Origin of the sequence: Sphingomonas sp. NIC1 (genome assembly GCF_001638925.1) — a bacterium.
Lineage (GTDB): Bacteria > Pseudomonadota > Alphaproteobacteria > Sphingomonadales > Sphingomonadaceae > Sphingomonas > Sphingomonas aquatilis.
Genome location: NZ_CP015521.1, coordinates 3,082,970 through 3,101,055, shown reverse-complemented (window position 1 = coordinate 3,101,055; position 18,086 = coordinate 3,082,970). Strand labels below are relative to the sequence as shown.

Below are 18,086 nucleotides of genomic sequence, written 5' to 3'. Positions count from 1 at the left end.
CCAACCGTCATGCCAGCGGACGCTGGCATCTCGTGCGGCAGGAAGCGATGCTCCCCGCGAAAGACCCCGGCCTCCGCCGGGGTGACGTGTCTATATAGATATTTACAGGTCGATCAGAATGCGCGTCGGATCCTCGATCGCATTCTTCAGCGCGACGAGGAAGGTCACCGCCTCGCGGCCATCGATCAGGCGATGGTCGTAGGACAGCGCCAGATACATCATCGGCCGCACCACGACCTGGCCGTTCACCACGACCGGGCGATCCTCGATCCGGTGGAGACCCAGCACCGCCGACTGCGGCGGGTTGATGATCGGGGTCGACATCAGCGAGCCGAACACGCCGCCGTTGGAGATGGTGAAGGTGCCGCCCTTCATCTCGTCCATCTTCAGCGTGCCATCCTTGGCGCGGCGGCCGAAGTCGCCGATCGTCTTCTCGATCCCCGCGACCGACAGGTCCTGCGCATCACGGATGACCGGCACGACAAGGCCGTTCGGCGCCGAAACGGCGACCGAGATGTCGGCATAGTCGTGATAGACGATCTCATCGCCCTCGATCGAGGCGTTGACGGACGGAATGTCCTTCAGCGCCATCGTCGCGGCCTTCACGAAGAAGCCCATGAAGCCCAGGCGAACGCCGTGCTTCTTCTCGAACAGGTCCTTGTACTTTGCACGCGCTTCGATCACCGCGGTCATGTCGACGTCGTTGAACGTCGTCAGCATCGCGGCGGTGTTCTGCGCTTCCTTCAGGCGCTTGGCGATCGTCTGGCGCAGGCGCGTCATCTTGACGCGCTCTTCCTTGCGGCCACCCGCGGGCGCGGCAGCCGGAGCGGCAGCAGCAGGCGCCTGCGCGGTCGCGGCCGGCTTCGCAGCGGCGGCAGCGGCTACGTCTTCCTTGGTGATGCGACCGTCCTTGCCCGTGCCGGTGATCGACGCGGGGTCGAGGCCGTATTCCAGCACGGCGCGACGGACCGACGGCGACAGCGCCGCCGGCGAGTCGCTCGATGCCTCAGGCGCCGCAGCAGGTGCCCCAGCGGCCGGAGCGGGCGCAGCCGGGGTGACTGCCGGAGTGGGCGCAGCAGCAGGCGCCGCCGCCGCCCCACCACCCGCTTCGATCGTCGCGAGCATCGCGCCGACCTGCACGGTATCGCCGACCTGCACCGCGTGCTGACCCATCACGCCGGCGACCGGCGAGGGCACTTCCACCGAGACCTTGTCGGTCTCAAGGCTCGCGATCGGCTCGTCGGCCTTCACGGGGTCGCCGGGCTGCTTCAGCCATTCGCCGACGGTGGCTTCGGTGATCGATTCGCCCAGAACGGGAACGGTGACTTCGGTTGCCATCTCTTGCATCCTTCTCCCCGGGGAGGGGGTCTTCAACGGGGAAAGTGGTTAGCTGCTCGGGGACTGGGTCGGCCGGGCGGTGGTGGTGGAGCCCTCGCTGCGGGTCCGGCGGATTTCTTCGCGCACGTTATGGCCGAGCGCATCGGCGACCAGCGCGCCCTGCTCGGCGGTGTGCCGCTTCATCAGACCCGTGGCCGGCGACGCCGCCGCGGCGCGACCCGCGTAGCGGGCACGCTTCACCGCGCACTGCGCCTGGGCAAGCGATTCCTCGATCAGCGGCTCGACGAAGAACCAATACCCATTGTTCTTCGGCTCTTCCTGCGCCCAGACCACGTCCTTGAGGTTCGGCATCCGCGCGATCCGGCGGGCGAGCGCATCGCCCGGGAACGGATAGAGCTGCTCGATCCGCACGATCTGCGTGCCGGTATCGCCCGCCGCGTTACGTGCCTCGATCAGGTCATAGGCGACCTTGCCCGTACACAGCACCAGCCGCGTCGTATCGGCATCCGCCGCACCATTGGTGTCGGACAGGATGCGCTTGAAGTGGCTGTCGCCCTGGAACTCGGCCGCCGTCGACACCGCCAGCTTGTGGCGGAGCAGCGACTTCGGCGTCATCACGATCAGCGGCTTGCGGAAGTTGCGGTGCATCTGCCGGCGCAGCAGGTGGAAATAGTTGGCCGGCGTGGTGCAGTTCGCGACCTGGATATTGTCCTGCGCGCACAGCTGCAGGAACCGCTCCGGACGCGCCGAGCTATGCTCCGGCCCCTGCCCTTCGTAGCCATGAGGCAGCAGCATCACCAGGCCGTTGGCACGCAGCCACTTGGCTTCGCCGCTCGCGATGAACTGGTCGATCATGATCTGCGCGCCGTTGACGAAGTCGCCAAACTGCGCCTCCCACATCACCAGCGTCTTGGGGTCCGCCAGCGCATAGCCGTATTCGAAGCCAAGCACTCCATATTCCGACAGCGGGCTGTCCAGCACCTCGAACCGGCCATGCTCCACCGTCGTCAGCGGCACGTATTTGTGCTCGTCGGTCTGGTCGACCCACACCGCGTGGCGCTGGCTGAACGTGCCGCGACCCGAATCCTGGCCCGACAGACGCACGCCATAGCCTTCCGATAGCAGCGAACCGAAGGCCAATGCCTCGCCCGTCGCCCAGTCGAAATTCTCGCCGGTCTTGAACATCTGGCGCTTGGCGTCGAGCACGCGGCCCAGCGTCTTGTGGATCTGGATGCCCTCCGGCACCGTCGTCAGCGTACGACCCAGCGCGTCGAACAGCTTCATCTCGATGCCGGTTTCGACGTTGCGCCGCTCGGTGCCGCCATCGGTCGGCGCCGACAGGCCGGTCCAGCGACCCGCGAACCAGTCCGCCTTGTTCGGCTTGTAGCTCGCGCCCGCCTCGAACTCGCCTTCCAGCAGCGTCGTGAACTGATGGACCTTCTCGTCCATCCACGCCTGGTCGATCACGCCTTCCTGGATCAGGCGCTTGCCGTAGATCTCGCTGACGCCGGGGTGCGAACGGATCTTGTTGTACATCAGCGGCTGCGTGAAGCCCGGCTCATCGCCCTCATTGTGACCGAAGCGGCGATAGCACCACATGTCGATCACGATGTCGCGATGGAACTTCTGGCGGAATTCGATCGCCATCTTGGTGGCGAAGGTCACCGCCTCGGGATCGTCACCGTTGACGTGGAAGACCGGCGCCTGCACGCCCTTCGCCACATCAGACGGATAGGGCGACGACCGCGCAAACTGCGGGCTGGTGGTAAAGCCCACCTGGTTGTTGATGATGAAGTGGACGCAGCCGCCGGTATTGTAGCCGCGGATGCCGGAAAAGCCGAGGCATTCCCACACGATCCCCTGCCCCGCGAACGCCGCGTCGCCGTGGATCAGCACGGGCAGCGAGGCGCTGTGCTCCTTGAGGTCGTTGGCGATCGTCTGGATCGCGCGCGTCTTGCCGAGAACGACCGGGTCCGCCGCCTCGAGGTGCGACGGATTGGCGACCAGCGACATATGCACCTTGTGCCCGTCGAACTCGCGGTCGGTCGAGGTGCCGAGGTGATACTTCACGTCACCCGAACCGCCGATCTCGTCAGGCTGTGCCGAACCGCCAGCGAATTCGTGGAAGATGACGCGCAGTGGCTTCGCCATGACGTTGGCGAGCACGTTCAGGCGGCCGCGGTGCGCCATGCCGTATACGATCTCGCGCACGCCGGCCTGGCCGCCGTACTTGATGACGCTTTCCAGCGCCGGGATCATGCTCTCGCCGCCGTCGAGGCCGAAGCGCTTGGTCCCGACATACTTCTTGCCGAGGAACTTTTCCCACTGCTCGGCCTCGATGACCTTGCTCAGGATCGCGCGCTTGCCGTCGACGCTGAACTCGATCGCCTTGTCCTTGCCCTCCATGCGGTCCTGCAGGAAGCGGCGCTCCTCGACATCGACGATGTGCATGTACTCAAGGCCGACGTTGCCGCAGTAATTGCGGCGCAGCGTGTCGACCAGCTCGCGCACGGTCGCCCATTCGAAACCGAGCGTTCCGCCGAGATAGACCGGGCGATCGATGTCGGCATCGGTGAAGCCGTGATATTCGGTGCGCAGATCCTCCGGCATGTCGCGGTGCGACAGGCCGAGCGGATCGAGATTGGCCGCAAGATGGCCACGGACGCGATAGGTGCGGACCAGCAGCTGCGCGCGGATCGCGTCGCCCGCCGCCTTGATGATGTCCTCCTTAGACGGCGCGGCGCCAGCCGCCGGCGCGGGCTTGCCGCCGCCCTTCGCGGGCTTGGGCGCAGGCTCCATCTGCGTCGGGTCGAGCCCCGCGGTCAGGTCGTCGGTCGTGGTCAGCGGCCAGCGCTTGTTAGTCCAGCTCGGACCGCCGGTGCCGGCCTCCAGGCCCTCGAAGAAACTGCGCCAACCCAGATCGACCGACGACTGGTCGGCCTGATACTTGGCATAGAGCGCCTCGATGAACGCCGGGCTGACGCCCGCCGCGATATCTCCGAAATCCTGACCTTCGTAGCCCATGGTCTTCTTCCTAATCCCCTCTCCCACCGGGAGAGGGAGGGGCCCGCCGCTCGTCAGAGCGGTGGGAGGGTGAGGGTCGAGGGGAAGGCTACCGCCCTCACCCTTCCGCGGCTCTGCCGCTCCCTCCATCTCCCGCCGGGAGAGGGAATTTACTTGTTCAGCACCTGCAGCAGGGTCGAACCCAGCTCGCTCGGCGACGCCGCGACCTTAATCCCGGCCGCTTCCATCGCCGCGATCTTGCTTTCCGCATCGCCCTTGCCACCCGACACGATCGCGCCGGCATGGCCCATGCGACGGCCCGGAGGCGCCGTGCGGCCCGCGATGAAGCCCGCCATCGGCTTGCTACGACCGCGCTTTGCTTCGTCGATCAGGAACTGCGCCGCCTGCTCTTCCGCATCGCCGCCGATCTCGCCGATCATGATGATCGACTGGGTCTCGTCATCGGCCAGGAACAGCTCCAGCACGTCGATGAAGTTGGTGCCGTTGACGGGGTCGCCGCCGATGCCGACCGCAGTCGTCTGACCGAGACCTGCGTTCGAGGTCTGGAACACCGCCTCATAGGTCAGGGTTCCCGAGCGCGACACGACGCCGACCGAGCCCTTCTTGAAGATCGAACCCGGCATGATGCCGATCTGGCACTCGACCGGTCAGCACGCCCGGGCAGTTCGGAACGATTAGGCGCGACTTGGAACCCGACAGGGCGCGTTTGACCTTGACCATGTCGAGGACCGGAATGCCCTCGGTGATCGCGACGATCAGCGGGATTTCCGCGTCGATCGCTTCCAGGATCGAGTCGGCCGCGAAGGGCGGCGGCACGTAGATCACGCTCGCGTCGGCGCCCGTCTTCGACTTGGCTTCCGCGACGGTGTTGAAGACCGGCAGGCCGATATGCTCGGTGCCGCCCTTGCCCGGCGTCACGCCGCCGACCATCTGCGTGCCATACGCCAGCGCCTGCTGGGTGTGGAACGTGCCGGTTTCACCCGTCATGCCCTGGGTGATGACCTTGGTGTTCTTGTTGACGAGGATGCTCATCTTAGCTCCCAACTCCCTTGTGTCCCCGCGAAGGCGGGGACCCAGTCCTGGGCTCCCGCCTTCGCGGAAGCACGATCGCTCAAAACAATGACTCGTACAGGTCGAGCCAATCCGGATTTTTCTCTTCGATCAGCCGCAGCTTCCAGTCCCGGTTCCACTTTTTGAGCTGGCGTTCGCGAAGTCGCGCACTGTCCAGTTCGTCATGGGCCTCATACCAGACCAGGAGCCTGCAACCGTATGTCTTGGTGAACCCGTCGATCAGGGCGTTGCGGTGTTGATAGGCCCGCTTCGCCAGATCGCTCGTGACACCTAAATATATCGTTCCATTCAGTCGGCTCGCCATGATGTAGACGTAGCCAACCTTGGTCATCCTACCACTCCATGTGTCCCCGCGAAGGCGGGGACCCAGTACTGGGCTCCCGCCTTCGCGGGAGCACAACGGAGCGTGAAGATCGCCATTAGTTCAGCGTGCTGTCGATACCCTTGCAAGCGACGAGCAGTTCCTTGACCGCGTCGACCGAAACCTGAAGATTGGCCTTCGCCTCGTCCGACAGCTTGACCTCGACGACCTTCTCGACGCCACCGGCGCCGATCACGACAGGCACGCCGACATAGAGGTTGTCGATGCCATACTCACCCGACAGGTGCGCAGCGGCAGGCAGGATGCGCTTCTGGTCGTAGAGATACGCCTCGGCCATCGCGATACCGCTGGTGGCGGGCGCATAATAAGCCGAGCCGGTCTTCAGCAGCGCGACGATCTCGCCGCCGCCACCGCGGGTGCGCTTGACGATCTCGTCGACCTTTTCCTTGGTCGAGAAGCCCATCTCGATCAGGTCGCTGACCGGGATGCCGCTGACGGTCGAATATTCCAGGACCGGGACCATGGTGTCGCCGTGACCGCCGAGCACGAAGGTGTTCACGTCCTTCACCGACACGCCGAACTCCTCGGCGAGGAAGTGCGAAAAGCGCGCCGAGTCGAGCACGCCCGCCATGCCGACGACCTTATTGGCCGGGAGACCCGAGAATTCGCGCAGCGCCCAGACCATCGCGTCGAGCGGGTTGGTGATGCAGATCACGAAGGCGTCGGGCGCGTTGGCAGCGATGCCCTCGCCGACCGCCTTCATCACCTTCAGGTTGATGCCGAGCAGGTCATCACGGCTCATGCCGGGCTTGCGCGCAACACCGGCGGTGACAATGATGACGTCCGCGCCCGCGATATCGGCGTAGTCGTTGGAACCCTTGATGGTCGCGTCGAAGCCTTCGACCGGGCCGCACTGCGACAGGTCGAGCGCCTTGCCCTGGGGCACGCCCTCGACGACGTCGAACAGGACGATATCGCCAAGCCCCTTGAGCGCGGCGAGGTGCGCCAGCGTGCCGCCGATGTTACCGGCGCCGATCAGCGCGATCTTCTTGCGAGCCATTCCAATCCTACTCCATTGGCCCCAACGGGGCGAGGCGTGATTGGTCATGCCGCATAGGCCTGTTACGGCAAGGGCACAACCACCTAAAACTCGCCGGCCTGATTTATCGTCGATAACAGTTCGCAATAGCGATAGGCACAGGAAGAGGCTTTCGCTGACGGCTTGTTAACCTATCTCATATAGGCGCACGGCGTGGAAATGCCGCCTCTACGATCGGATCGCGCCCTGCGGTGGCGTTCATGCCCATGGGCATCCAGATCGACGGGTCCTACTGGACGCTGGCGATCGAGATCGGCTTCTACGCGGTCGTAGCTGCCGCGCTCGCCTTCGGCAGGACCGAACGCGCGGGGTGGTGTGTGATCGTGTATCTGGGCGCGGTCAGCCTCGATTACTGGATGATGCAGGCCGCATTCGCCAACGATCCCGCCTTTCCCACCCGCGCCCGCATGCTGACGCTTTTGCCGCACGGCGTGTTCTTCGCGCTCGGCGCGGTGTTGCGACGCCTGTCGACGCGTGGCAGCTTGCCGGCTTTGCGGTTGCGCTGACCTGGGCCTGCTGCTTCGAGATCGCCTTGCGTACGGCGACGTTCGCGCGGGACTATCAACTGGCCTACAGTCCGCAGGAGCCGATCGCGCTCTTCTTGACCGGCGTCACCGTCGTCGCGCTCGCGGTTCGTTTGCAACCGGCGATGGTGCGGATCATCCCCTCACGCGCCGCGATCCGGCTCGGCCTTGCCACCTATCCCTTGTACCTGATCCACCAGGCAGCCGGGGCGGTAGTGATCGCGTGGCTGATGGCCGCGGGCCTTCCCTATTATCCGGCAGCGATCCTGGTCGCGGGGATTGCCTTGGGGTTCGCGCTGTGGTGCGCCGCCGTCCCCGAGCCTCAACTGCGCGCCCGCATCGCCCGCGTCAGGCTGCCCCGTGCCCCTGCGCCAGATAGTCTTCCGATCGCATTTCTTCGAGGCGGCTGACGGTGCGTTGGAATTCGAAACGCCCGTCGCCTTCGGGGTAGAGTGCATCCGGTTCGGCGTCTGCGGCGGCGAGTAGCTTCACTTTGTGTTCGTAGAGCGCGTCGATCAGTTGGACGAAGCGCGCCGCCTCGTTGCGGTTTTCGGGGCCGAGCCGGGGAATGCCGACGAGGATCACGGTGTGATAGCGGCGGGCGATGGCGAGATAGTCGGCCGCGCCCCGCGCTTCCCCGCACAGTTTCTTGAACGAGAAGACGGCGACACCCTTCAGCGTCTTGGGCACGTGAAGCGTACGCCCCTGCACGGCCAGATCCTCCGAGGGGATCGGTTCGGTCACCTCATGGTCGGTGAGGCGGAAAAAGGCCGCGGACAGGTTCGCGGTCGCTTCCGGCCCGTTGGGCACCAGCCAGGTGTTCTGCTGGCCCAGCCGGTCGCGGCGATAGTCGATCGGACCGTTCAGCGTCACGACGTCCAGCCGCCCCTCGATCAACGCGATGAAGGGCAGGAAGTGTTCGCGATTGAGGCCATTCTTATAGAGATCGCCTGGCGCGCGGTTGGAGGTCGTGACCATCGTCACGCCCGCCTCGATGAGCGCGGTGAACAGGCGGCTGAGGATCATCGCGTCGGGCGAGTTGGTGACCATCATCTCGTCGAAAGCCAGCAGCCGCGTCTCCTCGGCGAGCGCCGCGGCGACGGGGGCGATCGGATCGCCGCTCTCCTTGCGCCGCTCGATCGCGATGCGCCCGTGAACCTCGAGCATGAATTCCGAGAAGTGAACCCGTCGCTTCCGGTCGACCGCCACGTTGGCGAAGAAGAGGTCCATCAGCATCGATTTGCCGCGCCCGACATCGCCGAACATATAGACGCCGCGCGGGGCCGTGCCGCCGCGGCCGGTGAGGCGGGCGAACAGGCCGGCCTTTTTCGGGATTTCGAGTTCGACGGCCAGCGTATCGAGACGGATGGCGGCGGCCCGTTGCTCCGCATCCGGGCGCAGTTCGCCCGCGGCAATGAGCGCGTCATAAGCGGCGAGGACTTTGGTCATGTCAGGCTTTCGTGATGGTCTTTGCGCGGGCCATTCGCTCCACCGTCGCGCCGGACGTATGCAAGGATGTACCGGGCCGCGGCCGTAGCGCTAGAGCCTCTAGCCAATCCCCTCGCCGCGGAGTGGCCCCCGGAACACGTCCGGGGTGACGAAGAGAGAAGTACCGACGTTATAGCAAATCACCGCAACGACGGCGGCGGCGTGGACTTGCGCAGGGTGCCGGTGAAACTCGCGACGGTAGGCCATCCGTCCTGCACGACCAGCCCGCGCAGAAACAGCATCCGACCCGTCTCGCGGAGCAGCTCGATCCGTGCCTCCAACGGCTCGCCGATCGCGCTGCCACCGATGAACTGTGCCGACAGATCGAGCGTCACCGCCCCGCCCGCCTGCAACACTCCCAGGCCGCGGGCCGCGGCGAAGAGCGCGATGTCGATGAACCCCAACAGCGCACCGCCATGGACGTGGTCGCGCATGTTCGAATGCTCTCGGCGCGGCGTGATCCGCACGCGCGCGATACCGTCTTCTACCCGAACGTGGAGCGGATCGAATGCTGAGTTGAACCGCCCCCCGTCGCGAAGCTGCCAGCGTTTCCAGCCGGGCAGCTCCGGATCGTCGTCGAACGAGAAGACGGGGGATTCCGGCGCGTCCACAATCCTTACAGGATGCGCTCGGCTTCCATCTTCTTGACCTCGGCGATCGCCTTGGCCGGGTTGAGACCCTTGGGGCAGGTGTTCGCGCAATTCATGATCGTGTGGCAGCGATACAGGCGGAAGGGATCTTCCAGCTGATCGAGGCGCTCGCCGGTCATTTCGTCACGGCTATCGGCCAGCCAGCGATAGGCCTGGAGCAGGATCGCCGGCCCCAGGAACTTATCGGCGTTCCACCAATAGCTGGGGCACGACGTCGAGCAGCAGGCGCACAGGATGCACTCGTACAGGCCGTCGAGCTTCGCGCGATCCTCTGGCGACTGCAGCCGCTCCTTGCCCGAGGGCGGCGGGCTGACCGTCTGCATCCACGGCTTGATCGAGCTGTACTGTGCGTAGAAGTGCGTGAAATCGGGGACGAGGTCCTTGATCACATCCATCGACGGCAGCGGGGTGATCTTCACCTCGCCCTTCACGTCCTCGATCGCCGTGGTGCAGGCGAGGCCGTTGCGACCATCGATGTTCATCGAGCACGATCCGCAAATGCCTTCACGGCACGAGCGGCGGAAGGTGAGCGAGCTGTCCTGCTCCGCCTTCATCTTGATCAGCGCGTCGAGCACCATCGGGCCGCATTCGTCGAGGTTGATCTCGAACGTGTCGTAGCGCGGGTTCTCGCCCGTGTCGGGATCGTAGCGGTAGACCTTGAACGTCTTGATCCGCTTGGCGTCACCGGTCGCTTTATGGACCTTGCCCTTCGCCTTGACCTTGCTGTTCTTGGGCAGGGTGAACTCGGCCATCGCCGTGACGCTCCTTCGAAATGCTGCAATTGCGGTTATGCCTGTCGGCCCGCGGACGCAACCCCTTTGGCACCGTCAGATGATGTCGAGCACCAGGCCACGGCTTCGCGCCTCTTCCGCCTCGATATACCAGTTGGAGGGCGCCTTTTCGCACAGCTCCTCGAACGAGACAGACGATCCGCGCACGATCTCGCGAAACCCCTCCTCCTGAATCTTGATCGATTCCTCGATCTCATGCAGCTTCGCCTTCAGCACCGCGGGCAGCGTCGTCAGCGGACCGGAGAGCTGGACGCTGCTGCTCATCAGCCGCTCGTGCAGCATCAGGCGCGTACCGCGGGTGAGGAAGCGCTTCTCGACCGGGAAGGCCGCCATGAAGGTCGCGCCCGCCGAATAGACCGCGACCTTGCCCAGAAACAGCGTCTCGCGCCCGGTATAGTCGCGCAGCAGCTGGATATCGTCACCCATCGCCCGCCCCATCTCAGGGTCGCCGCCCAGTGTGGTCAGCGACACGACGAGCGGCCCGTCCACCGGCGCCTCGGCCAGCTGCGTCTTGAAGCGGGCGTACATCATGTCGTCGACCGTCCCATGCAGCTGGATATGGGGGTGGGCGAGCAAGGGATATTTGCTCGCGGCGGTCTGGCGGTCCTGATCGGTCATGGCGGCGCGAACCCGCCGTGCGTGGCTGGAGTTCCCGGCGACCGCCAAGGAATACGCCCTTCATGACACAATGTTAACGGAACCGCGCGGGACGGGCTGGGGTTCATAGGCCCCGTCAGGAGAAGATCACCGTGGCCGCCATGCCCAAACCCTTAGCCGACCAGGTGATCGTTCTGACCGGCGCAAGCTCGGGGATCGGCCTCGCCACCGCCCGGATGGCGGCGGAACAGGGCGCGCGGGTGATGTTGGTCGCGCGCGACGACGGGTCGCTGCGCGAGATCGTACGGACGATCACCGCGGCGGGCGGCACCGCCGACTGTTACGCCGCGGACGTCGCCGATGCCGACGCGGTTCGCGCCGCGGCAGCCCATGCCCAGCAACGGTTCGGTCGGATCGATACCTGGGTGAATGCGGCGGGCAGCGCGATCTACGGCAAGCTTGCCGGATTGCCGCTGGACGAACATCGCGCGCTGTTCGACACGAATTACTTCGGCGTGGTGAACGGCTGTCAGGCGGCGATCCCCTATCTGCGGGACAGCGGCGGGACTCTGATCACGATCGGATCGATCGCATCCGACCTGCCCAGCCCGATCATGGGCGCCTATGCGGCGAGCAAACATGCGATCAAAGCCTATGTCGAGGCGCTGCGGATCGAACTGGCCGCGGACGACGAGCCGATCACGGTCACGCTGGTGAAGCCATCGGGGATCGATACACCCATCGCTCAGCATGCGGTGAACCACGAGGCGGGCGAGGCGCAGATCCCGCCGCCCGTCTACGCTCCGGAGGTCGTGGCCCGCACGATCCTGTTCTGCGCCACCCATGTGAGGCGCGACATTACCGTCGGCGGTGCCGGACGGGCGCAGGCGCTGTTCGCCGCGCATTTTCCGCGCCTGTTCGAACGTCTGGCGCCGATCGCGGCGAAGACGTTCGTCGATCCGGCCAAGTCACAGCCCGCGCCGGCCAATCTGTTCGCCTCGACCGATACCGGCCGGGTGCGGTCCGGCGAGCATCCCGCGGCGCGCCAGACCAGCACCTACACCCGCGCGGCGCTGCACCCGGCGATCACTGCGACCGCCGCCATGGCCGCGGCCGCGATCGGCGCCCTGTTCTATCGCCGCCACCGGCGGCTTATCCCCGATGCAAGGAACGAATGATGGCCGAAGACCGCGTTACGATCGACACGGCGAGCGTGTTCGACAACACCGCCGACCGCCAGGTCGAGTTTGCCGGCGAGGCGAGCGGCGAACGCTATGCCTTCGCGTTGCGCTATGATGTGCTGGAAGCCTTGGCCGGCGATGCGACATTCGACGCGATGCCGCTGTTCCAGCGCCACCGCGCGCGCATCCAGACGCTGGCCGCCGATGCGCTGGCGCGCGATCCCGATCAGGCGCTGGTCGTGATCAGCGAGAACGATCTCGCATGAGCGGCATCGACTGGCGGATGAGCGCGGTGCTGGCCAATGTCGACCGCGGCGGCTCGGAATTGGCGGAGGTGACCAGCCTGGAGCAGGCGGTGCGGGCTTGGCTGGCGCTGGACAATGGCTTGCAGAACGAAGCGGTATTGCGGCCGGAACGCGCCGTCGTGATCGACGGCGAGACGGTCGCGGCGTTCGAGGGGCAGGCGATCCGCGCACTGGCGGACCGCCTGCCGTAGATCGATCCTTCTCCGCGAAAGCGAAGTGGCAACGCTGGGGTTGGCCGACGGGGAGGATTAGCGCGAGCTCAGCGTGTGCGGGAACGCCCCCTCCACCATTCGGCTAGCGCCGAACGGTCCCCCTCCCCCGGCTGCGCCGAGGGAGGAATAAGTGGTTATGCCGCGCGGAACATTTCGGGCGGCAGCGCCATCACGCTCTCCGCGCCGCCTTCGATCTTGCGACGCAGTGCGCCGGCGTCCGGGCAGATCCGCTCGGCGAAGAAGCGTGCGGTGACCAGCTTGGCATCGAGGAAGGCGGCATCGCCCTCGCCCGCCGCCTTCTGCTCGGCGGCCGCCTTGGCCATGCGCAGCCACATCAGGCCGGTCGCGACGATGCCCATCAGGTGCATGTAGGGCACCGCGCCCGCGCCAACGTTTTCCGGGTTCTTCATGCCATTGGCCATGAACCACATCGTCGCGGCCTGCAGTTCGCCCAGCGCCTTCTTCAGCGCCGCCGCGATGCCGGCGGTCGCCTCGACACCCTCGGCCGCTGCGGTTTCCTCGGTCACGATCTTGAACAGCGCCTGCACCGCGCGTCCGCCCTTGGTGGCGAGCTTGCGGCCGACGAGGTCCATCGCCTGCACGCCGTTGGTGCCTTCATAGATCATCGCGATCCGAGCATCGCGGACGTACTGCTCCATCCCCCATTCCTGGATGTAGCCGTGGCCGCCGTACACCTGCTGCGCGTTGGTCGCGATCTCATAGCCCTTGTCGGTGCCGACGCCCTTGATGACGGGGGTGAGCAGGCCGATCAGGTCGCCCGCCATCTCACGCTCTTCCTCGGTGCCGGCATTATGCTCGAGGTCGACCTGGAGCGCGCCCCACAGGCACAAAGCGCGCAGGCCTTCGGTCCAGGCCTTCGCCTCCATCAGCATGCGGCGCACGTCGGGGTGGACGAACAGCGTATCCGCCTTTTCGTTCGGCTCCTTGGGGCCGGTCAGCGCGCGGCCCTGACGGCGGTCGCCGGCGTATTGCACGGCGTTCTGATAGGCGACTTCGGCGATGGCGAGACCCTGGAGGCCGACGCCGAGGCGTGCCGCGTTCATCATGATGAACATCGCGGCCAGGCCCTTCATCTCCTCGCCGACCAGCCAGCCCTTCGCACCGTCATAGTTCATGACGCAGGTCGAATTGGCGTGGATGCCCATCTTGTGCTCGATCGAGCCGCAGGTGACGGCGTTGCGCTCGCCCAGGCTGCCGTCCTCGTTCACCAGCACCTTGGGCACCACGAACAGCGAAATGCCCTTCGAACTGTCCGGCGCGCCCGGCGTCTTGGCCAGCACGAGGTGGATGATGTTGTCGGTCAGGTCGTGCTCACCGGCCGAGATGAAGATCTTGGTGCCGGTGATCGCATACGATCCGTCGGCCTGCGGCTCCGCCTTGGTGCGGATCAGGCCCAGGTCGGTGCCGCACTGCGGCTCGGTGAGGTTCATCGTGCCGCCCCATTCACCCGACACCATCTTGGGGACGTACATCGCCTGCTGCTCGGGGCTGCCCTTGGCGATCAGCGCGGCGATCGCGCCATGGGTGAGGCCCGGATACATGGCGAAGGCCATGTTCGACGAGATCATATATTCCTGGAACGCGATCGACACGACGTGCGGCATGCCCTGCCCGCCATGTTCGGGCAGGTTGCCCAGCGTCGCCCAGCCGCTCTCGACATATTGCTTATCCCACATTTCCCAAGTAAGGCGCTGATTTCGCTGTCCTGACCATTATATTTCCTATATAAAACATGGTGTTGAAGGCTGCGAGGGGCGCGTTTCATGGATCACCCAGAGGGTGCGGGCTTGCAACGGGCAGATCGGGTGGATTTCGACCCTCGCGTGCGGCTGGAATTTCGCGGCACGCAGCTCAGTTCCGACGGCGGCCTTCTGGTGATGCGCGAGCTTGATGACGCGCTCGGGTTGTCCGATTTGGCGTCAGCGGCGCTGCGCGATACTCGCTCTGGCAAGAACACGGTCCATCGGCTCGACGGCCTGTTCCGGCAATCAGTCTTTGGGCGGCTGGCCGGATACGAGGATGTCAACGACGCCAACCGTCTCGCCTGCGATCCGGTCATGCGCCAAGTTGTCGGCGGCAGAGCGGTCGATGCACAAGCGGCCTCGGCATCGCAGATGGGACGGTTCGAGACCGAGACGCTGGCTCTGGCCGGGAACCGTGCCGCGCTGGCCGACCTGAACGGGCAATGGATCGACCGGTTCCATGACCGTAACGGGCTGAAGTACATCGTTCTGGACATGGACAGCTCGGTCAGCCCGACCCATGGCGACCAGGAAGGGTCCGCCTGGAATGGCCATTTCGACTGTAGCTGCTATCACCCCAACTTTCTGTTCAACCAGTTCGGGATGCTGGAACGCTGCGCCCTGCGCCATGGCAACGTCCACAGCGCCGATGGCTGGCGTGATGTTCTCGACCCCGTCATTGCGCGCTACGCGGAGCGCGACCTTGGTGGCAGGTTCTTCCGGGCCGATGCTGCCTACGCGATCCCGGCGATCTATGAGCGATTGGAAGAAGCGCGGTTCTTCTACGCCATCCGGCTGCCCGCAAACGCGGTCCTCAAGGACAAGATCGCGCATCGGCTAACGCGCCCTGTCGGGCGGCCGTCACTGACCAAGGTCAAGCGGTTCTTCGAGGAATTCGAGTATCAGGCGGCGTCCTGGGACAAGGAACGCCGGGTGATCGCCAAGATCGAATGGCATCCGGGCGAACTGTTCCCGCGTGTCGGCTTCATCGTCACCAACCTGCCGATGGAGCCGGACTGGGTGGTGCGGTTCTACAACCAGCGCGGCACCGCCGAGCAGCACATCAAAGAGGGCAAATACGCCTTTCGCTGGACGCGGCTGTCGTGCCGGAAGTTCCGCGACAATGAGGTGCGGCTGCAACTGCACGCCCTGGCGTACAACCTGGCCACCTTCTTGCGCTGCATCGAGCTGCCCGAGGCCATGGCCGACTGGTCGTTGACCAGCCTGCAACTGAAGCTGATCAAGATCGGGGCACGTGTGGTCCGTCACGCCCGCACCATCACCTTCCAGCTGGCCGAGGTCGCTGTCACCGGCACGATGGTACGCGCCATCCTCGCCGCTATCCGCCGATTGCGAGCGCCACCGCTATGCGCATGATCGCGATCCACGCTCAAACTGAACGAAAGCGGCTGGACAGATCTGTCCGCTGCGCTGAAAAACGCCGCCCCTGGGCAAGGAAACAGCGGCTTCGCGGTCTGATCCGTCCAGATCCAGCAGTCTGCGCGACCGCAGGTGCCGCTTGCGGCAGAAAATCCTTGTCTAGCGCTCGGATACAGGCGATCTTCACCTCAAACGCCACGCCACTTGGGGAATGCAGGCTTATAGGCTTCCTTGAAGCCCTTGGGCGTCGTGACGCTGCCGTCTTCGTGGCGGGTGCAGCCTTCCTGGTCGCCCGACTGGTTGATCGGGAACAGCACCTCGGCGACGAAACGGCCGCCCTCCTCCAGCACCGCCTCGACAACGTCGGGGGTGGCGGCATCGAAGCCGGGCAGGTTGCTGTAGTTCTGCAGGCCGACGACATGCTCCAGCAGGAAGCGGGTGTCGCGGACGGGGGGCGTATACTGAGGCATCCGATTATCCTTGCTGTTCGGTATTGTGGACGGCCGAGACGACCTCCACGAATTCGGTGAGTTCGGCGATGGCGGCGTCGATATCCTGCTTCTGCCGTTCGAGCAGCGCGATGCGCGCCTGGCAGCGGTCGATCGACACCTGCCGCTGCACGCGCCGCCCGTCGCCCAGATCATACAGGTCGATCATCTCGCGGATCTCGCTCAGGCTGAACCCGACGCGCTTGCCGCGCAGGATCCAGGCGAGACGCGCGCGGTCGCGGTGCGAATAGATACGCTGCGTGCCGCGTCGCTCGGGCGCGATAAGGCCTTCATCCTCATAGAAGCGCAGCGCCCGCGCGGTGACGCCGAACTCCTCGGACAGGTCCGAGATCGTGAAATGGTCGCGGTCGTGGCGATGTTCGATCATCGCATAAGCGGGAGACGAAGCCATGGGCTCCGACTACATCACGTTTACGTCAACGTCAATTGGCTGACGCGGTGGGACACAGCAAATTTCCGCCCGGCGTCCGCAGCGTTTCCGCCTCCGCCGTCGACGTGCTGAGGCGCTCGACGGTCAGCGCGGCGAGGGATGCGCGGCCGGTACACAGGCTGTCGCAGCTTGCCGGCAATTCCGCTGGAAAGACGATGCGATCGCCTTCGAACCGCGCCTCGAAACGACAGGCGCCGAAGGCCACTTGCACGCGATCTCCGCGGCGCCGCGCGGTGCCGGACGCCGCGCACCCCTGCCCCTCGCCGTAATCGACGAGCGCCCCCAGCCGCAGCAGGCCTTTCGCGCCCGGCACGACGCAGACGCGATCGGTGTCCAGCGCCCAGGAGCCGAGCAGATTGGCGCGTGTCGGATCGTCGATCAGGCCGGTGCGGATCGCCGCCGCTTCCAGCTGCGCACCGACCGTCGCGGCGTCGGCGGACGGCTGCGGTCGCGATCCGCAGCCCGCCAGCAGGGCGAGCGCGGCCGCCAGCGCCGGCAACGCCTTCATGCGACGCGGATGAGCCGATCGCCGTCGATCCGCCGGTAGAAGCAGCTCGTCGCCCCGGTGTGGCACGCGGGGCCGGCCGGATCGGCGATGATCCAGAGCGCATCCTGATCGCAGTCGATCCGCATCTCGACGACGCGCAGGAGGTTGCCCGAGGTTTCGCCCTTCTTCCACAGCCGGCCGCGGCTGCGGGACCAGAAGGTGGCCTCGCCACTCGATTGGGTCGCGGCCAGCGCCTCGGCGTTCATATGCGCCACCATCAGCAGCGCACCGTCGCGCGTGGTGACGACCGCGGTGATGAGGCCGGCGGCATCGTATTTGGGATCGAGGATCGGATCGGTTTCGCGCGGGTCGGACATGCGATCCTCCTACCGCCCACCCGCGGCATTGGCGAGAGCCGGTTGGCCCATCGATGGCATCAGCCGTCGCCCAAGACCATGTCCGGGATCGCGGGTGGGGCTATTATTCCGCCGCCCGTTGCGCTTCCGGTTCGTGCGCATGCACCCTGGCGAGCGCCTCGCCTTCGAGCTTGGCCAGTTCGCCCAATGTCTGGTCCAGCGCATCGCGCTGCTTTTCCAGCTCCTCGATCCGCATGCGAACCCGCTCGGCCAGCGCGCGCATCTGTTCGAGATGCTGGGGGTCCGCATCGTACAGGTCGAGGAATTCGGCGATGTCGGTCAATGAAAACCCCAGCCGTTTGCCGCGCAGGATCAATTGCATCCGGGCGATCTCGCGTCGGCGATAGACGCGCGTCGTGCCGATGCGGCAGGGCTCGATCAGCCCCTTGTCTTCATAGAAGCGCAGGGTCCGCGGCGTGATGCCGAGCATGTCGGCCACTTCCTGAATACCCTGCAATTCGCCTCTGTCCTCGTTCACCCCTTGCACCCTCACCTGACG

The 18,086-nt window shown here is 65.5% G+C and carries 18 protein-coding genes and 3 pseudogenes; 6 read left to right on the top strand and 15 right to left on the bottom strand.

What is annotated here, in order from left to right:
* Positions 1-102 precede the first annotated feature (102 nt).
* From odhB to mdh, 5 genes and pseudogenes are all read right to left on the bottom strand, one after another.
* Positions 103-1,338, bottom strand: coding sequence for a 2-oxoglutarate dehydrogenase complex dihydrolipoyllysine-residue succinyltransferase (gene odhB / locus A7E77_RS14585; RefSeq protein ID WP_063689071.1), 1,236 nt, complete (start codon positions 1,336-1,338; stop codon positions 103-105).
* 48 nt (positions 1,339-1,386) lie between these two features.
* A complete protein-coding gene (locus tag A7E77_RS14580) occupies positions 1,387-4,362 on the bottom strand; it encodes a 2-oxoglutarate dehydrogenase E1 component (RefSeq protein WP_017978731.1) in 2,976 nt (991 codons plus the stop codon).
* A 149-nt stretch (positions 4,363-4,511) separates the two neighbouring features.
* Positions 4,512-5,394 (bottom strand): annotated as a pseudogene (sucD, locus tag A7E77_RS14575) (succinate--CoA ligase subunit alpha).
* 79 nt (positions 5,395-5,473) lie between these two features.
* Positions 5,474-5,764, bottom strand: coding sequence for a GIY-YIG nuclease family protein (locus tag A7E77_RS14570; RefSeq protein ID WP_063689069.1), 291 nt, complete (start codon positions 5,762-5,764; stop codon positions 5,474-5,476).
* 88 nt (positions 5,765-5,852) lie between these two features.
* Positions 5,853-6,815, bottom strand: a complete 963-nt coding sequence (mdh, locus tag A7E77_RS14565; protein ID WP_063689067.1) for a malate dehydrogenase — start codon at positions 6,813-6,815, stop codon at positions 5,853-5,855.
* A gap of 230 nt (positions 6,816-7,045) precedes the next feature.
* Here mdh and A7E77_RS18280 point away from each other — a divergent pair, with 230 nt between their 5' ends.
* Both A7E77_RS18280 and A7E77_RS18275 read left to right on the top strand, forming a co-directional pair.
* Positions 7,046-7,360 (top strand): hypothetical protein, encoded by a 315-nt coding sequence (locus A7E77_RS18280; RefSeq protein WP_413243583.1) that lies wholly within the window; start codon positions 7,046-7,048, stop codon positions 7,358-7,360.
* A gap of 26 nt (positions 7,361-7,386) precedes the next feature.
* Positions 7,387-7,788, top strand: coding sequence for a hypothetical protein (locus A7E77_RS18275; RefSeq protein WP_226341769.1), 402 nt, complete (start codon positions 7,387-7,389; stop codon positions 7,786-7,788).
* Here A7E77_RS18275 and zapE read toward each other — a convergent pair.
* The 4 genes from zapE to A7E77_RS14540 all read right to left on the bottom strand — a co-directional run bounded on the left by zapE (position 7,727) and on the right by A7E77_RS14540 (position 10,925).
* A complete protein-coding gene (gene zapE, locus A7E77_RS14555) occupies positions 7,727-8,827 on the bottom strand; it encodes a cell division protein ZapE (protein ID WP_063689062.1) in 1,101 nt (366 codons plus the stop codon). The genes A7E77_RS18275 and zapE overlap by 62 nt on opposite strands.
* A gap of 179 nt (positions 8,828-9,006) precedes the next feature.
* Positions 9,007-9,477 carry a PaaI family thioesterase gene (locus tag A7E77_RS14550; protein ID WP_043059012.1) on the bottom strand — a complete coding sequence of 157 codons (471 nt, stop codon included), beginning with the start codon at positions 9,475-9,477 and terminating at the stop codon, positions 9,007-9,009.
* A 5-nt stretch (positions 9,478-9,482) separates the two neighbouring features.
* Entirely contained in the window at positions 9,483-10,268 is a 786-nt protein-coding gene (locus A7E77_RS14545) for a succinate dehydrogenase iron-sulfur subunit (protein ID WP_043059011.1), read from the bottom strand.
* Between the two features lie 75 nt (positions 10,269-10,343).
* Positions 10,344-10,925 carry a ClpP family protease gene (locus tag A7E77_RS14540; RefSeq protein ID WP_017978723.1) on the bottom strand — a complete coding sequence of 194 codons (582 nt, stop codon included), beginning with the start codon at positions 10,923-10,925 and terminating at the stop codon, positions 10,344-10,346.
* Positions 10,926-11,065: 140 nt separating this feature from the next.
* Between A7E77_RS14540 and A7E77_RS14535 the strand changes: the two genes are divergently transcribed.
* Genes A7E77_RS14535 through A7E77_RS14525 form a run of 3 tightly spaced genes read left to right on the top strand, consistent with a single transcriptional unit; the run spans position 11,066 to position 12,581 of the window.
* Positions 11,066-12,082, top strand: a complete 1,017-nt coding sequence (locus A7E77_RS14535; protein WP_063689059.1) for an SDR family oxidoreductase — start codon at positions 11,066-11,068, stop codon at positions 12,080-12,082.
* Complete coding sequence (locus A7E77_RS14530; RefSeq protein WP_226341768.1) at positions 12,079-12,351, top strand: DUF1488 family protein; 273 nt, start codon at positions 12,079-12,081, stop codon at positions 12,349-12,351. Before A7E77_RS14535 ends, A7E77_RS14530 begins: the two co-directional genes overlap by 4 nt.
* Positions 12,348-12,581 carry a hypothetical protein gene (locus A7E77_RS14525; protein WP_063689056.1) on the top strand — a complete coding sequence of 78 codons (234 nt, stop codon included), beginning with the start codon at positions 12,348-12,350 and terminating at the stop codon, positions 12,579-12,581. Before A7E77_RS14530 ends, A7E77_RS14525 begins: the two co-directional genes overlap by 4 nt.
* Positions 12,582-12,736: 155 nt before the next feature.
* Here the strand turns inward: A7E77_RS14525 and A7E77_RS14520 are convergent.
* Positions 12,737-14,287 (bottom strand): annotated as a pseudogene (locus A7E77_RS14520) (acyl-CoA dehydrogenase C-terminal domain-containing protein); the annotation flags it as partial.
* 99 nt (positions 14,288-14,386) lie between these two features.
* On the opposite strand from A7E77_RS14520, the gene A7E77_RS14515 reads away from it, so the two are divergent.
* Positions 14,387-15,742, top strand: a complete 1,356-nt coding sequence (locus A7E77_RS14515; protein WP_006473457.1) for an IS1380-like element IS1247 family transposase — start codon at positions 14,387-14,389, stop codon at positions 15,740-15,742.
* A gap of 224 nt (positions 15,743-15,966) precedes the next feature.
* On the opposite strand, the pseudogene A7E77_RS14510 reads toward A7E77_RS14515, so the two are convergent.
* The 5 genes and pseudogenes from A7E77_RS14510 to A7E77_RS14490 all read right to left on the bottom strand — a co-directional run.
* Positions 15,967-16,215 (bottom strand): annotated as a pseudogene (locus A7E77_RS14510) (acyl-CoA dehydrogenase N-terminal domain-containing protein); the annotation flags it as partial.
* Between the two features lie 4 nt (positions 16,216-16,219).
* A complete protein-coding gene (locus tag A7E77_RS14505; RefSeq protein ID WP_020486487.1) occupies positions 16,220-16,645 on the bottom strand; it encodes a MerR family transcriptional regulator in 426 nt (141 codons plus the stop codon).
* 31 nt (positions 16,646-16,676) lie between these two features.
* On the bottom strand, positions 16,677-17,192 hold the full coding sequence (locus A7E77_RS14500; protein WP_226341766.1) for a hypothetical protein: 516 nt from the start codon (positions 17,190-17,192) through the stop codon (positions 16,677-16,679).
* Positions 17,189-17,548 carry a phosphoribosyl-AMP cyclohydrolase gene (gene hisI / locus A7E77_RS14495; RefSeq protein ID WP_063689051.1) on the bottom strand — a complete coding sequence of 120 codons (360 nt, stop codon included), beginning with the start codon at positions 17,546-17,548 and terminating at the stop codon, positions 17,189-17,191. Before hisI ends, A7E77_RS14500 begins: the two co-directional genes overlap by 4 nt.
* A gap of 103 nt (positions 17,549-17,651) precedes the next feature.
* The gene (locus A7E77_RS14490) at positions 17,652-18,065 is read right to left on the bottom strand and encodes a MerR family transcriptional regulator (RefSeq protein WP_063689048.1); all 414 of its coding nucleotides are present in this window, start codon (positions 18,063-18,065) and stop codon (positions 17,652-17,654) included.
* Between the last annotated feature and the right edge of the window lie 21 nt (positions 18,066-18,086).